At 62.7% G+C, this 14,904-nt stretch carries 13 protein-coding genes; 11 read left to right on the top strand and 2 right to left on the bottom strand.

All coding sequences use genetic code 11. The features are described 5' to 3' along the window. Window positions 1-7: 7 nt before the first annotated feature. Entirely contained in the window at window positions 8-1,681 is a 1,674-nt protein-coding gene (locus ACZCWR_RS23960) for an arylsulfatase (RefSeq protein ID WP_487305540.1), read from the bottom strand. Between the two features lie 76 nt (window positions 1,682-1,757). Further along, window positions 1,758-2,957 (bottom strand): formylglycine-generating enzyme family protein, encoded by a 1,200-nt coding sequence (locus ACZCWR_RS23955; RefSeq protein ID WP_487305539.1) that lies wholly within the window; start codon window positions 2,955-2,957, stop codon window positions 1,758-1,760. A 153-nt stretch (window positions 2,958-3,110) separates the two neighbouring features. Here ACZCWR_RS23955 and ACZCWR_RS23950 point away from each other — a divergent pair, with 153 nt between their 5' ends. The 11 genes from ACZCWR_RS23950 to ACZCWR_RS23900 all read left to right on the top strand — a co-directional run bounded on the left by ACZCWR_RS23950 (window position 3,111) and on the right by ACZCWR_RS23900 (window position 14,903). Further along, window positions 3,111-4,106: an AAA family ATPase gene (locus tag ACZCWR_RS23950; RefSeq protein ID WP_488876511.1), complete on the top strand. Its 996-nt coding sequence runs from the start codon at window positions 3,111-3,113 to the stop codon at window positions 4,104-4,106. Between the two features lie 17 nt (window positions 4,107-4,123). Then, on the top strand, window positions 4,124-5,083 hold the full coding sequence (locus tag ACZCWR_RS23945; protein WP_487305538.1) for a DUF58 domain-containing protein: 960 nt from the start codon (window positions 4,124-4,126) through the stop codon (window positions 5,081-5,083). Then, entirely contained in the window at window positions 5,080-5,568 is a 489-nt protein-coding gene (locus ACZCWR_RS23940; RefSeq protein ID WP_487305537.1) for a DUF4381 domain-containing protein, read from the top strand. The genes ACZCWR_RS23945 and ACZCWR_RS23940 overlap by 4 nt, the downstream gene beginning before the upstream one ends. Further along, a complete protein-coding gene (locus ACZCWR_RS23935) occupies window positions 5,555-6,571 on the top strand; it encodes a vWA domain-containing protein (RefSeq protein WP_487305536.1) in 1,017 nt (338 codons plus the stop codon). Before ACZCWR_RS23940 ends, ACZCWR_RS23935 begins: the two co-directional genes overlap by 14 nt. A 1-nt stretch (window position 6,572) precedes the next feature. Beyond that, window positions 6,573-8,162: a VWA domain-containing protein gene (locus tag ACZCWR_RS23930; protein WP_487305535.1), complete on the top strand. Its 1,590-nt coding sequence runs from the start codon at window positions 6,573-6,575 to the stop codon at window positions 8,160-8,162. Beyond that, a complete protein-coding gene (locus ACZCWR_RS23925; protein ID WP_487305534.1) occupies window positions 8,159-9,454 on the top strand; it encodes a hypothetical protein in 1,296 nt (431 codons plus the stop codon). Before ACZCWR_RS23930 ends, ACZCWR_RS23925 begins: the two co-directional genes overlap by 4 nt. Before the next feature lie 35 nt (window positions 9,455-9,489). Further along, the gene (locus tag ACZCWR_RS23920) at window positions 9,490-10,575 is read left to right on the top strand and encodes a linear amide C-N hydrolase (protein WP_487305533.1); all 1,086 of its coding nucleotides are present in this window, start codon (window positions 9,490-9,492) and stop codon (window positions 10,573-10,575) included. 78 nt (window positions 10,576-10,653) lie between these two features. Then, window positions 10,654-11,343, top strand: a complete 690-nt coding sequence (locus ACZCWR_RS23915; protein WP_487306127.1) for a DUF3348 domain-containing protein — start codon at window positions 10,654-10,656, stop codon at window positions 11,341-11,343. Between the two features lie 26 nt (window positions 11,344-11,369). Next, on the top strand, window positions 11,370-13,718 hold the full coding sequence (locus tag ACZCWR_RS23910; RefSeq protein ID WP_487305532.1) for a DUF802 domain-containing protein: 2,349 nt from the start codon (window positions 11,370-11,372) through the stop codon (window positions 13,716-13,718). Then, on the top strand, window positions 13,715-14,362 hold the full coding sequence (locus tag ACZCWR_RS23905; protein ID WP_487305531.1) for an OmpA family protein: 648 nt from the start codon (window positions 13,715-13,717) through the stop codon (window positions 14,360-14,362). Before ACZCWR_RS23910 ends, ACZCWR_RS23905 begins: the two co-directional genes overlap by 4 nt. Continuing rightward, window positions 14,355-14,903 carry a DUF2894 domain-containing protein gene (locus ACZCWR_RS23900; protein WP_487305530.1) on the top strand — a complete coding sequence of 183 codons (549 nt, stop codon included), beginning with the start codon at window positions 14,355-14,357 and terminating at the stop codon, window positions 14,901-14,903. Before ACZCWR_RS23905 ends, ACZCWR_RS23900 begins: the two co-directional genes overlap by 8 nt. Window position 14,904: the final 1 nt, after the last annotated feature.

Here is a 14,904-nt window from a genome sequence, read left to right as displayed (position 1 = left end):
GGGCTGCCTACTTGCTCGTCGCCGACATGCTGCGTTCCAGCGCCTCCGTCATCTGATCGATGCTGAAGCTCGCGGGCCGCTGACTCGGCGGATACTGCTTGAACGTCTGCAGGAACGGCTCGACCTTCGATACACCGTACTGCGCGAGATAGGCGTTCTTGGTCACCCAGTCGTAATACTGGTCGGACACGATGTCCGCGCGTTCGTACGGGTCCATGCGCAAGTTGAATAGCTTCGGCACGCGCAAACACGTGAACGGATTCGCCCACACCTGAAAGCCGCCCGGCAGACGCTGTTCGCAGAAGACGATCTTCCAGTCGTTGTAACGCATGGCGACCAGCACGCCGTCATCGTTGAAATAGAAGAACTCGTGACGCGGACCTTCCTTCGCCTGACCCGTGAGATAGGGCACGAAGTTATAGCCATCCAGATGCACCTTGAACGTCTTCCCGCCGATAGCCGCGCCCTTAAGTAAGCGATCCGAAATATTCCCGTCACCCGCTGCGGCGAGCAGCGTGGGGAACCAGTCGAGGCCGGACATCATTTGCCGCGAGATGGAGCCGGGCTGGATATGGCCGGGCCATCGTATCAAGGCGGGCACGCGGAACGCGCCTTCCCAATTGGTGTCCTTCTCGCTGCGGAACGGCGTTGTTGCTGCATCCGGCCACGAGAACTGATTCGGCCCGTTGTCCGTGGTGTACACGACGATGGTATTGTCCTTGATGTTCAGATCGTCCACGGCCTTGAGCAGCTTGCCGACATCGCCATCGTGCTCGATCATGCCGTCTGCGTATTCGTTGCCGGGCATGCCGCTTTGACCTTGCATCGATTGCCGCACATGCGTGAACAAGTGCATGCGCGTGGTGTTCATCCACACGAAGAAGGGCTTGCTGGCCTTCACCTGACGCTGCATGAAATCGATCGCGGCTTGCGTGGTGTCATCGTCGATGGTTTCCATGCGTTTGGTGGTGAGCGGGCCGGTGTCCTGCACGCGGCCATCGGCGAAGGAATGAATCACGCCGCGCGGCGAATTGGCCTTGACCCAGGCGGTATCGTTCTTCGGATAGTACGGACGCTCCGGTTCTTCTTCCGCGTTCAGGTGGTACAGGTTGCCGAAGAATTCGTCGAAGCCGTGTTTGGTCGGAAGGAACTCGTCGCGATCGCCCAGGTGGTTCTTGCCGAATTGCCCGGTGGCGTAACCGAGCGGCTTGAGCGCTTCCGCAATGGTCACGTTCTGCGCCTGCAAGCCAACCTTCGAACCCGGAATGCCGACCTTGGACAAGCCTGTGCGCAACACCACTTCACCGGTGATGAACGTCGAACGCCCCGCTGTGCAGCTGTTTTCCGCGTAGTAATCGGTAAAAAGCATGCCTTCGTTTGCAATCCGATCGATGTTCGGCGTCTCGTAGCCCACCACGCCGCGTCCATACGCGCTGATGTTGGTCTGCCCGATATCGTCGCCGAAGATGACAAGGATATTTGGCTTCTTGCCGTTCGAATTGTTCTGCGCAGCGGGCGCGGGCGCTGGTGCTTGTGCCGGCTTGTTCGCAGCGGCAGGCTTCGCATTGTTCGGCGTCTGCGCGGTAGATACGAGCGGCGGCACGATCAGCACGCATAGCGCCGTGAGCGCAGTGAGCGCGCCGATGAGCGCACGAAAACGTCGTGATTCAGGCTTCTTCATGGATGTCACCCCTGTGACGAATGGCCCATCGTCTGCTTCATCAGTTTTACGAAATAATCGGATAACGATTCGGGCATCAACGCGCGGCGACCGCCGTCTGCCCGCTTGCGCGCGCTTCTTTCTCCCACGTATCGCGATCCATCACCAGACGAAAGCCCAGATGCGACATGCTGTTATAAGGATCGGTGCCGCGCCGCGCGCTCGGGCGATAACTCAGGCAATACGCCTCGTTGCATAGAAACGAGCCGCCGCGTGTCACGCGCTTGGGCGCCTGCACGGGCACACCGGGGTCCGCCGGGTCCCACGATTCGCGCGGCCCTTTCGGTTCGTCGATGACACCGCCCGCCACCGCTTCACGCCGGAACTGGTCCGCGCGATACCAATCCGCAGTCCATTGCCACGCGTTGCCGGTCATGTCGTAGAGCCCGTAGCCATTGGCCGGAAACGTGCCGATGCGGCTCGTGCCCGCCGCACCGCCCGCCTTCGCGCTCACCACGGGGAAGGGCTGCGCCTGCTGTCCCTGCCAGACATTGGCCATTTGCTTGCCGTTGGGCGCGAAATCGTCGCCCCATGCGTAAGTGGCCTGTTCAAGACCGCCGCGCGCCGCATATTCCCATTCGGCCTCGGTCGGCAAACGCTTGCCTGACCACTTCGCGTAGGCTTGTGCATCGTCGAAGGACACTTGAACAACGGGATAATCGTCTTTCCCGTCGATGTTGCTCGACGGCCCTTGCGGATGCCGCCAGTCCGCGCCCGGCACGAAGCGCCACCAGCGCGAATAGTCCTGCAAGGACACTTGCTCGGGTGTGCCGACGAACACCATCGCACCGGGCACGAGCGCGCTGTCGGGCGGGCGCGGCGTGCCGGGCGGCAACTGCACTTCGAGCGTGTTCCAGTCGGGTTTCTTTTCCGCGGTGGTGACGTAGCCGGTCGCGGCGACGAAGCGGCGAAACTCGGCGTTCGTCACATGATGCGTGTCCATCCAGAAGCCATGCACGCGCACGCGATGCGCGGGACGCTCGTTCGCTTGCGCCATGCGGCTGTCGCTGCCCATGAGGAATTCACCGGCGGGAATCCACGCCATCTCCTTCGGGCCATTCGCGCCATTGCCGAGCACGATCTTGACCGCCTGCGGTCTCGCCGGTTCGCTCGTCGCGCGGCTGATCGCAAAGCCCAGCAGCGCCGGACAAAGGATCAACACCAACGCCCACGCACCGAAGCGGCGCGCGGCGTTCGAGGCTTGCACGTGCTTACGCATGATCGATTCGCGCTTCATTGCCGCCCCCTCCCGCGCAGTCATCGGTGCCACCAATATACGAACGGTTCAGCGTTATCAATCATTTTCTGCGGACTGTCGGCACATTCGTGTCGCGGCATGACGCGTGGCTTTGACGAAAGCGCACGGCTCCAGTATTTTTGAGCGTCATGAATGCTTGAGTTCATCGTGAAAGGGCAGGCCATGCGCGACACCATCCTGCGTTTCGAGGCGAGCATCGGGGAAGCCGTGGTCGGGCAGGAAGCGGTCGTGCGGCAAATCCTGATCGCCTTGCTCGCGGATGGACACGTCCTGCTCGAAAGCCTTCCAGGCCTCGCCAAAACGCGCACGGTGAAGGCCATTGCCGCGCGGCTCGCGGCCACCATGAAGCGCATCCAGTTCACGCCGGACCTGTTGCCCTCGGACATCACCGGCGGCGAGACGCTGCTGCAATCCGGCAGCGAACGCATGCTGCAATTCCAGCCCGGCCCGATCTTCGGCAATCTGATTCTCGCGGATGAAATCAACCGCGCGCCCGCGAAAGTACAAGCCGCGCTGCTCGAAGCGATGGAAGAACGGCAAATCTCCGTGGCGGGCACCACGCACGCCATGCCCGATCTTTTTCTCGTGATGGCGACGCAGAATCCCATCGAGCAGGAAGGCACGTATCCGCTGCCCGAAGCGCAGATGGACCGGTTTTTGTTAAAGGTACTGATTACCTATCCGTCTCCGCAAAGCGAATGCGATGTGCTGCGTTTGCTTCGACGTGAAAGCGAAGGCACGCAGTCGGTGTCCGATACGCTCTCGCAGCAAGACATATTCGCCGCGCGCGACGAAGCGCGTCGCGTGGCGGTAGCCGATGCCATCGATCGATACATCGTCGCGCTCGTCAACGCCACGCGTCACACTCACGCCGATTCGCCCGACGCCGATCTCGCGCGCTGGATCGATGTGGGCGCGAGTCCGCGTGGCGCAATCGGTCTGGATCGCGCGAGCCGCGTGCATGCGTGGCTCGATGCACGCGATTACGTCACGCCCGATGATGTGCGCGCCGTGATTCATCCCGTGCTGCGACACCGCCTGCTTCTGTCCTATGATGCCCGCGCCGACAACGTGAGCGCGGACAGCGTGATCGACCGGCTGGTGCAGAAGGTCGCCGTGCCGGCCTGAAACCGGAGGTCCGAAGAATGCCGGATGTTCAGGATACCGCAGGAACCGTCTATGTCGATGCCGCTCATCTCGCGCGGCTCGAACTACATGCACGCGGCCTGAGCTATCTTGCGCCCGCGCCCGGTTCGAGCATTCTCGCGGGACGTCATGCCTCGCGTCTGCGCGGTCGCGGACTCGATTTCGAGGAACTGCGCGGCTATCTTCCGGGCGATGACATTCGCCATCTCGACTGGCGCGTGAGCCTGCGTACCGGACGCCCGCATGTGCGCGTGTTCACCGAGGAACGCGACCGGCCTGTGCTCGTCGTCGTGGATCAGCGCATGAGCATGTTCTTCGGTTCGACGCGCGCGTTCAAGTCGGTGGTCGCTGCGGAAGTCGCGGCGCTTGCGATATGGATGGGTTTTGCAGCAGGCGACCGCGTGGGCGGCGTCGTGTTCGGCGATGATGCCGTGGTGCCCGTGCGGCCGCGTCGCAGTCGAAGCGGCATCGATATGCTGTTCGGCGCCATCGTGCGGATGAATCGGGCGCTCGCCGCCGACAGTCCCGCACGCACGCATTACGCGCAACTGAACGCGGCGCTCGAGGGCGTGTTGCAGATCGCGGGACACGATCATCTGATATGCGTCGTCAGTGATTTCGCGGGCGCGGACGAACGCACGCGCAGGCTGCTGCGCCAGCTTGCGGCACATAACGATGTGATTGCCGCGCTCGTGTTCGATCCGCTCTGGCAGCGCATGCCCGAGCATCGCGCATTGGTGGTGAGCGAAGGGCATCTGCAAGTTGAATTGCGGATCGACAACGAACGTGTGCGCGAACCGCTCGCCAGTTTGTTCAAGGGACGCGCGGCGGAAGTCGCGGCCTTGTTGCGCGCAAGCGGTGTTCCGTTGATGGCCATCTCGACTGCGGAACCGGTCGTGGATCAGGTGCGGCGTTTGTTCGGTGATCGTCCGCGACGCTTGCAAGGCGGTGGTTTATGACTGCACCAAATCTCACGCCAACGCTGCGCGAATTGCCGTTGCCCGCGCCCGTGCCGTATTCGCCGCAAACGGTAGGATGGCTGATCATTGCGCTTATCTTGTTAGCTATTGCGATGCTGTTAGCGTGGCGCGCATGGCGTCGTCACGAATGCGCGCGGTATCGGCGCGAGGCGCTCGCCGAACTCGCGATGATCGAAACGAAGCTGGAAAAGCAGGACAACGCGGCATTGGCCGATATCGCGCCGCTCATCAAACGCACGGCACTTGCCGCCGCGCCGCGTGCGCAGATTGCATCGTTGAGCGGAGCGGCGTGGATCGCGTTCTTGCGCCGCACGCACAACACCTTCGATGACGAAGACGCCACGTTGCTCTACACATCGACCTATGCGCCGCGCGACCGTCTGAACGCAGTTTCACAAAAACAAGCGCAACGTCTCGTACATTCAGCACGCGAGTGGATCGAGCATCATCATGTGGAAGTTTGAGTTTCCGTGGATGTTCACGCTCCTTCCGCTGCCCGTGCTGATGTGGTGGTTAGTGCCTGCTTATCGCTCGGCCACGACGGCGGTGCGCATGCCGTTCTTCAAGGAAATGGCCGAGGCCGCCGGAGAAACGCCGTCACCTGGCGGCGTGCGTTTGCGCCGCAACTGGCTCATGCGCGTGTTGATGCCGCTCGCGTGGATCATGCTGTTGATCGCGGCGGCGCGGCCCGTGTTCGTCGAACCGCCGGTCACGCGCGACATGCCCGCACGCGATCTGCTGCTCGCCATCGATCTGTCGCAATCCATGAGCGAGCGCGATTTCATCGATCCGTCTACAGGCGAACGCATGGACCGTTTGAGCGCGGTAAAGCGCGTGGTCGCGGATTTCATCGCGAGAAGAAAGGGCGATCGTATCGGGCTGATCGTGTTCGGCGATTCGGCCTATCCACAAGCACCGCTCACGCTCGATCACGACAGCGTGCTGATCTTGCTCGACGCCATGCGCATTGGCATGGCGGGGCCGCGTACCGCCATCGGCGATGCAATCGGTCTCGCTGTCAAGATGACGGACGACACGCCCGCGCAAGAGAAAGTCCTCGTGCTGCTCACCGATGGCAACGATACCGCCAGCGCGATTCCGCCGTTGCAGGCCGCGCGTATCGCGAAGCGGCACGGTGTGGTCGTGCATACGATCGGCATCGGCGATCCGGGCACCGAGGGCGAAGACAAGGTGGATCTCGATGCGCTCTCACAACTCGCGCAGGCCACGGACGGCCGCGCGTTTCATGCGCAAGGCAGCGAAGCGGATTTGGCCGGCGTGTATGCCGCCATCGACAAGATGACGCCGGAGAAGGTGCGCCGCGAAGTGTATCGCCCGCAAACGGAGTTCTATTGGTTACCGCTCGGCGTTGCATTGGCGATGCTCACGCTTTACCACGTATGCGCTTGGCTGCTTGCATTGATGCGTGCGCCACGTCGTGCGACGCTCGAAGAACGCGAGGCGTGAGATGGCGATCGACCTCACTGCATTCCATTTTCTAAGGCCGCTGTGGCTGCTGTTGTTGATTCCCGCGCTGCTGCTTCCCATCGTCTGGTATCGACGCAACGATACCCGCGCGCGTTGGCGCAATATCATCGCGCCGCATCTGCTCGAACATCTCATCGTCAACAATGCCGCGCGCCGACGCGTGCAACCCATTCACACGCTTGCGGTTCTGATCGCGCTCGGCGCGCTCGCCGCAGCAGGTCCGGCATGGCAACAGGAGCGTCCGCCATTCGATCAGGACCGCGCGCCGCTCATGATCGTGCTGTCGCTTGCTCGTTCGATGGATGCCAGCGATATCGCGCCGAGCCGCATCGAACGTGCAAAGCAGAAGGTGCTCGATCTCGCGTCGGCGCGCAAGGGCGCACGCACGGGGCTGATCGTGTTCGCATCGAGCGCGCATCTGGTGGTGCCACCGACCGAAGACCCGGCCATGCTTCAGCTCTACGTGCCTGCATTGACGCCCACGCTCATGCCGCGCGACGGGCATGACGCGTCGGCGGGTTTAGCTATCGCGGAACGCGTGTTGCAGAAGGACGAGAACGAGGCAAGCGCCGGAACCATCGTTTTCGTGAGCGATGGTTTCGATGCGAGTGGCACCGATGCATTCATCAGCATGGCGAAGCAATCGAAACATCAACTGCTGTGGCTGGCAGTCGGCACTGAAAACGGCGGCGCGATCCGCAACGCGAACGGCGAACCTTTGATGGATGACGCAGGCCATCCCGTCATCGGCACGTTCGATGAAGCTGCGATTCGCAAGATCACGCAGGCGGCATCGATTCCGCTCGCCAGCATGCGTCCCGACGATGACGACATCGACTGGGTACGCGCACGCGCGCAGGTCTATCTCGAAGCCGCGCAGGAAGCACGCCGCGCGCCGCGCTGGAAAGAGAGCGGTTACTGGCTGACGTGGCCGTTATTGCTGATCGCGCTATATGGCTTCAGACGCGGATGGACCGTGAAGTGGCTGCCTTGCGTTTTGCTCGGCTTGACGTGCATGACCACAACGCAACACGCGCAAGCTGCATCGTTCGCATGGATCGATCTTTTCGCGACGCACGATCAACAAGGGCGCTTGCTGTTCGAGCACGGCGATTACAAAGGCGCGGCGGCGCGCTTCGACAATCTCATGTGGAAGGGCCGCGCTCAATATCTCGCGGGCGACGATGCGGGCGCACTCGAAACGTTCTCGCGCATCGATAGTGCGGAAGCGGACTTCTATATCGGCAACACGCTCGCGCATTTGCAGGACTATGCGGGCGCGGTGAAGGCTTACGACAACGCGCTTGCACGTCGCGCTAATTTCGCGGAAGCGTTGGCGAATCGCGAAGTCGTGCGTCGGCTCATCGTCAAGCAGAACGACGAAAACAACGAAACGTCGAACGAAAAGCCCGATCAGATCGACACGAAGAAAGGCAAGAGCAAGAACGGAGAACGCGTCGTCACGAACGAAGCGCGTCCCGCCGAAGATACGTGGATGCGCAATCTCAACACATCGCCTGCGGTGTTCTTGCATCAACGCTTCGAACAGGAAGCGGGAGCGCCGCCATGATGCGCTTGCTAATCGTCCTGATGTTGTTATGTTCAACCGCGTTCGCCGACGATACGCCACGCGTCATGCTGCGTGCTCATCTCGAACCATCGGGACCGGTGGTGGCGGGCAGCACCGTGAAGCTCGTCGTCGATGCGCTCACCACGACATGGTTCACCGCCGCGCCCGACTGGCCATTGTTCGACTTGCACGATGCCTTCGTCACGCTGCCCGACGACGATGCGCAGAACCTCAACGAAACCATCGACGGCGTGCATTGGTTCGGCGTGAGCCGCGCGTATCGGATCGTGCCGCGAACGGCGGGCCGTTTCGATGTGCCGCCATTCGCAATCGTGCTGCATCCGGGCGGCATGGACACGCCGGTCACCCAGAACACGCCGCCGTTGACGCTGACCGCGACGCTCCCGCCCGGCGCGGAAAACATGACGACGTTCTTCCCCGCGCCCAACGTCACGGCGACGCAGCGTATCGAGCGCGCGGACAAGCTCGAAGTCGGCAACACGATCACGCGCATCGTCACGCAACGCGCGGATGCCACCGAAGCCATGCAGATTCCGCCTATCGCGTTCGGTGAAATCGAAGGCTTGCGCCGCTACGCGAAGCCGCCCGCGACGCGCGACATCACGCAGAATCGCAATGAGTTCGTGGCAGGCGAGCGCACGGACACCGTAACTTATGTCGTGAACAGGCGCGGACATTTCGAGCTTCCGCCGCTCACCATCGAATGGTGGAACACAACAACGAAAAAACGCGAAACGATTCAACTGCCCGCCGTCACGTTCAACGCGCGCGCCGCGCACGAAAAGCCCTTGTGGGAGATTCCGGCGGACGCATTGGGCGGCATCGCGCGTCACACTGTGATCTACTTCAGCGCGCGCGATCTCGTGATGGCGTGCATCGCGCTGGCAGGCGTTTTGTTCGGCGTGTGGGCCTATCCGCGCGCAAGATTTCAGGCAGTGCGTATGATCCACCGATGGTCCGCCGCACGCCAACGTCGCGCGCAAAGCGAACAAGCCGCATGGCGCGCATTGCGCATCGCGGCGCGCGGCGGCATCATGCAACGCGTGGCACCCGCGTGGTATCGATGGAAGGATGCCCGCACGCGTGACTCGGCAAGCGTGACAAAGAACGACGACCCGCAACTCAGCGAACTCGCGCACAAGGTCGCCGCGCATTACGCACCGGGCGGCGCGAGCGAAGCGGCATCGCCGATACGCTTGAAAAGACGCATCCGATGGCACCGCGCATTGTTTCGCAAACGGCCTGCGCTGCCGCCACTGAACGAAGAATGAAAACGATACCCTGTAGCTGATTCTTTGGAGACGTCATGCAATTGAAGCGCCTGAGACTCGCCTGCCTGTTCATGCTCATGCTGCTGTCCACTTCGTTCGCGCTTGCCTGCACGCGCGCGCTGTATGTGGGCGACAAGGGCCTCGTCATCACGGGCCGTTCGATGGACTGGTCCGAGGACATGCGCTCCAATCTCTGGGTGATGCCCGCGGGCATCGAACGCGATGGCAACGCGGGACCGCGGTCCATCAAGTGGAAATCGAAGTACGGCAGCGTGGTGGTGTCGGGTTATGAAATCGGCACCGTGGATGGCATGAACGAGCGCGGCCTCGTCGCCAATGCGCTTTATCTGGCCGAAACGGATTACGGCAAACCCGACCCGAAGCGCGATCCGATGTCCATCAGCCTGTGGGCGCAATACGCGCTCGACAACTTCGCGACCGTGGCGCAAGCGGTCTATGTGATGAGCCGCGAGCCGTTTCAGATCATCGCGCCGCCCTTGCCGAACGGGAAGCCGCTGACCATCCATCTGTCGCTGTCGGATGCGCATGGCGACTCGGCCATCTTCGAATATCTCAACGGCAAGCTGCTGATTCATCAAAGCAAGAAGTACAAGGTGATGACCAACTCGCCCATCTACGACGATCAGCTCGCCATCGATACGTACTGGAAAAGCGTGGGCGGCGCGGGCTTCCTGCCGGGCACGAACCGCGCGGCGGACCGCTTCGTGCGTGCATCCTTCTTGCTGGATGCCATTCCGAAGAAGGCCGACCCGAACTACATGGCGGGCGTGCCGCAGCAGTCGCCGTCGAATCAGGCCGTGGCGAGCGTCATGAGCGTGATGCGCGCGGTCAGCGTGCCGCTCGGCATCTCGACGCCGGATCAGCCGAACCTGTCTTCCACGATCTGGCGCACCGTGGCGGACCAGCAGAACATGGTCTATTACTTCGATTCGGCCACGCGGCCGGATACCTTCTGGGTCTCGCTCAAGAAGCTCAATCTCGCGCCCGGCGCACCGGTGATGAAACTGACCATCGATAGCGGACAGGTTTTCTCGGGCGAAACGTCGGGCAACTTCGTTTCGACGCCATCGTTCGAGTTCATGCCCGCGAAAGCGCCCTGAACGCCCGGGCATTTACCCCGCGCGGGCGATACTTCTTCCGCGCCGTGTAAACTAGCGGCTTTTTCCTAAAACGGTGGAATCGTGCAAGCCCCGACGCGCACGGCTTTCGGCGGCCCGGCGCTCGTGCGCCTGCTGGCGCACATGGCCGAATCCGACGTTCGACAACCCTTATCTTCGCTGTCCGACCGCCTGAGCCAGTGGCTCGGGTGGACGGACGCGATCGCGCTTTCGACCGCGCTGACGGCCGAACCGGCGGCATCGTCCGCACGGATCGACGAGCACGCCGAGGAAACCGCCTGCACGCGCGTTCGTGCGGCACTCGTCAAGGCGCTCACGCATGACGAGCACGCCGAAATCGCGCGGCGCAACCGGCGTCATCATGCGGCGGATTCCGAGGCACCGGTGGATTACGCGGTGCTGCGTCATCGCTATGTATCGCTGCAACAGACGATGGAAACCGATATCGGCGCATTGCGCGCGCGCCTGCGTTCGGCGCTGGCAGCATGCTCGCCGGACCTCGCGCGCCTCGCCGTCGTCGATGCCGCGATGGAACAGGCGTTGGCTGCGCGCGAACGCGGTCTGCTCGCGCAGATCCCGGCGCTGCTCGGAAAGCACTTCGAACGCCTGCGCCGCGCGCACGCCGATGCATCGTCGCCCGCTACATGGCTCGACCCGTTTCGCCGCGACATGCAGAGCGTCCTGCTCGCCGAACTGGACATCCGTTTTCAACCGGTCGATGGACTGCTCGCAGCCCTTCATACCCGCTAACCGGCCTGTTGGCCCACTGGCACGCCATGCCCCGAACTCTCCTGTACGTTGCTGTTTTTGTGGCCGGACTCGCCGCCGTGTGCGGCATCGCGATCGGCTATGTCGGCTCGAATGTGCTCGCCTTCGCGGTGTCGCTGCTGATCGGCGCGTGTTACGTGACCGGCGCGATGGAGTTGTACCGCTACCGGCAGACGACGCTTGCGCTCGTTCATGCGCTCGATGGGCTGAACGTCGCGCCGAAGAATCTGTTCGTCTGGCTCGATGTGCTGCCGCCGACCGTGCGCCAGGCGGTGCGCGCGCGCATCGAAGGCGAGCGCGGCGCGTTGCCGGGGCCGTCGCTCACGCCTTATCTCGTTGGGCTGCTCGTGTTGCTCGGCATGCTCGGCACCTTGCTCGGCATGGTCGTGACGCTGCACGGCACGGGCGCGGCGCTCGAAAGCGCTACCGATATCTCGACGATCCGCTCATCGCTCGCCGCGCCGGTGACGGGCCTGAGCTTCGCGTTCGGCACGTCCATCGCGGGCGTCGCCAGTTCGGCGATGCTGGGCCTGCTGTCCACGCTCGTGCGTCGCGAACGGCTGGACGCCGCGCATCTGCTCGACACGAAGATCGCGACGATCTTGCGCGCCTTCACCGGCATGCATCGCCGCGAAGAATCTTTCCGGCTGATGCAGCGTCAGGCCGATCTCATGCCGCGTCTCGCGGAACGGCTCGACACGCTGATGAACGCGATCGAAGCGCACAGCCTCGCGGCGAACGAACGGCAGATCGCGAATCAGCAGGCGTTTCATGAGAATACGGAGACGGCATACAGGCGGCTGGCGGCATCGGTCGAACAGACGCTGAGGCAGAGCGTGACCGAAAGCGCGCGCGCGTCGAGCGCCGCGTTGCAGCCGATCATGCAGGCGACGATGGACGGCATCGCGCAGGAAACGCGCAATCTGCAAGGCAGCGTGCACGATGCCGTGCGGCAACAGCTCGACGGGCATCGTGAGGCAAATGAGGCGCAAGCCACGGCGATTGGCGCGACGTTCGACCGGTTTGCGCAGACGGTGGAAGCGCGCGCGACAGGTCTGGTCGATGGCGTCGCCGCGCAAATGACGACCTTGAACGAAGGCTTGAACGCATCCGCCGCGAAGCAGGAAGCAACGCACGCCGCGCTCGTCGCGCGGATGGATGCATCGATGGAACGCTTTGCGCAGGGTTTCGATGCGCGTTCGTCGTCGTTGGTCGATGGCGTCACCGCGCAAACGAAGTCGCTGCACGAAGGGCTGGAAACGTCGGTGGCGAAGATGGCCGATCACTGGACCCGTTCGTTCGAAGCTCAGACGCATACGAACGAAGCCACTGCCGAACGCATGGCGCAGCATTTCGATGAACGCTCGACGCATCTGATCGAGCAAGTCAGCGCGCGTCTGGACACCACGCAATCGAATCTCGCCGATGCCTGGCGCGATGCGCTCGCGCAGCAAACGCACGCAAACGAAGCGCTTGCAGCGAAGAACGAACACGCGCTGACAACGGCATCCGCGAGTTTCGAAGCACATGCTGCGTCGTTGTTGAGTTCGCTCGACCGCTCGCATGCCGACCTGCGCGCACAACTCGCCGCGAACGGCGATGCGCGTCTCGCCGCATGGACCGAATCGCTCGGCACGTTGGCCGCCACCTTGCGCGACGAATGGCAAGCTGCGAGCGCCATTGCGGCGAACCATCAACATGCGCTGTCCGAGACACTCGCGCGCACTGCGAACGAAGTCTCCGACAGCACGCGCGCGCACGCGACGGCCACCATCGCGCAGATCGAAACACTCGTGCAGCGTGCGTCCGAAGCACCGAAGGCCGCGGCGGAAGTCATCGCGGAACTGCGCCAGAAGCTCTCCGATTCCATGGTCCGCGACACCGCCATGCTCGACGAACGCGCGCGTCTGCTCGCCACGCTCGAAACCTTGCTCGATGCCGTGAATCACGCCTCGACGGAACAACGCACGGCGGTGGATTCGCTCGTGTCCACCTCGGCTGAATTGCTCGAACGCGTTGGTACGCAGTTCGAAACAACCGTCGATGCACACACGCACAAGCTCGACGGCATGACCGCGCAAGTCAGCAGCAGCGCCATCGAAGTGGCGAGCCTGTCCGATGCGTTCGGCGGCGCGGTGCAGGCGTTTGGTACATCGAATGAAACGCTGGTGGCGCAGTTGCAGCGCATCGAGGCGGCGCTCGACAAGTCGCTCACGCGCAGCGACGAGCAGTTGGCGTATTACGTCGCGCAGGCGCGTGAAGTGATCGATCTGAGCATGATGTCGCAGAAGCAGATCGTGGAAGATCTTCAGCACCTTGCCGCGCAACGCGCGGGTGCGGGAGCGCGCGCCGCATGATCGACGACTTCGAGGGCGATGCCCAGACCGCCGCGCCCGTCTGGGCCGCGTTCGCGGATTTGATGTCGGTGCTGACCGGCGTGTTCGTGCTGATCGTGGTTGGGGTGATCGGCGTGCAGCTTCATTTGTCCACCAAGCTCGAAGCGGCGGTGAAGCAGCAGCAACTCGAAACGCAACGCCGCAAGACGTTGGAGCAGGCGCTCGCGGGTCCGCTGGCGTCGGGGCGCGTGACGCTGGTGAACGGGCGTATTGGTATCGCGGGGAATGTGTTGTTCGCGCTGAACTCGGATCAGTTGCAGCCGCAAGGGCGTGATGTGCTCAGGAGTCTGGCCGGACCGCTCGCTGCGTATCTCGGCTCGCACGAAGAAATTCTCATGGTCAGCGGTTTCGCCGACGATCAACAGGTGCGTGAAGGCAATCGCCGGTTCGCGGACAACTGGGAATTGTCGGCCAAACGTGCGCTGACTGTGACGCGTGCGTTGATAGAGGCGGGCGTGCCGCATGCATCGGTGTTTGCGGCGGCGTTCGGGTCGGAGCAGCCGGTGAGTCCCAATACGGATGACGAAGGGCGCGCGAAGAATCGTCGTGTGGAAATTTCGGCGGTGCCGCGTCCTACTGGTTCGGTGGCGAAACCGCATGGTTGATGACGACGTTCATGCCAAGCTCGAAAGCTGGCGCGCGCAAGGTCACGATCGTTTCAATGCGATGCGCTTTCGCATCATGGAAGCGCTCGTGCGACGTGCGTCGGTGCAGGAAGGGGAGACGCGCCGTTTGCTCGATGCGCGGTTGTCAGGGATGGTGAGCGACTATGCACGCGATATTGAATCGCGTATTGAACGCGTGGAAGCGCCGCATGCATCGGTCTCGCTCGCCTTGTTGCTCGATGAATTGAATCAACGTGCGGAGTCCCATCAACCGCCTGAAGAACTCATCGATCACCTACGGGGCGTGTGGGCCAAAGTCAGCGCGGAAAAACGCGTGCGCGAATCGCTGGCGCGCGTGCCGAAGAATGCGGGGCCGCTTAACTCGGATAACCTCGTGCATCGCTCGCTTGCGTTGATGCGTGAAGTCTCGCCCGGCTATCTTCAGCACTTTCTTGGCTATCTGGATGCGCTTTCATGGATGGATGCATTGACGAGCGCGCCGGCCGTGAAAAAGCCCGCGCGCCCGAAGCGAAACAGCTAGA

The organism is Caballeronia sp. A2-2 (assembly GCF_057612605.2).
This window is presented reverse-complemented; position numbering and strand designations above follow the sequence as displayed.

Excerpts from the sequence above, each read along its gene's own strand:
- ACZCWR_RS23950 (WP_488876511.1), top strand. The coding sequence starts at position 3,111 with ATGCTTGAGTTCATCGTGAAAGGGCAGGCCATGCGCGACACCATCCTG.
- ACZCWR_RS23945 (WP_487305538.1), top strand. The coding sequence starts at position 4,124 with ATGCCGGATGTTCAGGATACCGCAGGAACCGTCTATGTCGATGCCGCT.
- ACZCWR_RS23940 (WP_487305537.1), top strand. The coding sequence starts at position 5,080 with ATGACTGCACCAAATCTCACGCCAACGCTGCGCGAATTGCCGTTGCCC.
- ACZCWR_RS23935 (WP_487305536.1), top strand. The coding sequence starts at position 5,555 with ATGTGGAAGTTTGAGTTTCCGTGGATGTTCACGCTCCTTCCGCTGCCC.
- ACZCWR_RS23960 (WP_487305540.1), bottom strand. The coding sequence starts at position 1,681 with ATGAAGAAGCCTGAATCACGACGTTTTCGTGCGCTCATCGGCGCGCTC.
- ACZCWR_RS23910 (WP_487305532.1), top strand. The coding sequence starts at position 11,370 with ATGCCCCGAACTCTCCTGTACGTTGCTGTTTTTGTGGCCGGACTCGCC.
- ACZCWR_RS23920 (WP_487305533.1), top strand. The coding sequence starts at position 9,490 with ATGCAATTGAAGCGCCTGAGACTCGCCTGCCTGTTCATGCTCATGCTG.
- ACZCWR_RS23900 (WP_487305530.1), top strand. The coding sequence starts at position 14,355 with ATGGTTGATGACGACGTTCATGCCAAGCTCGAAAGCTGGCGCGCGCAA.
- ACZCWR_RS23905 (WP_487305531.1), top strand. The coding sequence starts at position 13,715 with ATGATCGACGACTTCGAGGGCGATGCCCAGACCGCCGCGCCCGTCTGG.
- ACZCWR_RS23925 (WP_487305534.1), top strand. The coding sequence starts at position 8,159 with ATGATGCGCTTGCTAATCGTCCTGATGTTGTTATGTTCAACCGCGTTC.
- ACZCWR_RS23955 (WP_487305539.1), bottom strand. The coding sequence starts at position 2,957 with ATGAAGCGCGAATCGATCATGCGTAAGCACGTGCAAGCCTCGAACGCC.
- ACZCWR_RS23930 (WP_487305535.1), top strand. The coding sequence starts at position 6,573 with ATGGCGATCGACCTCACTGCATTCCATTTTCTAAGGCCGCTGTGGCTG.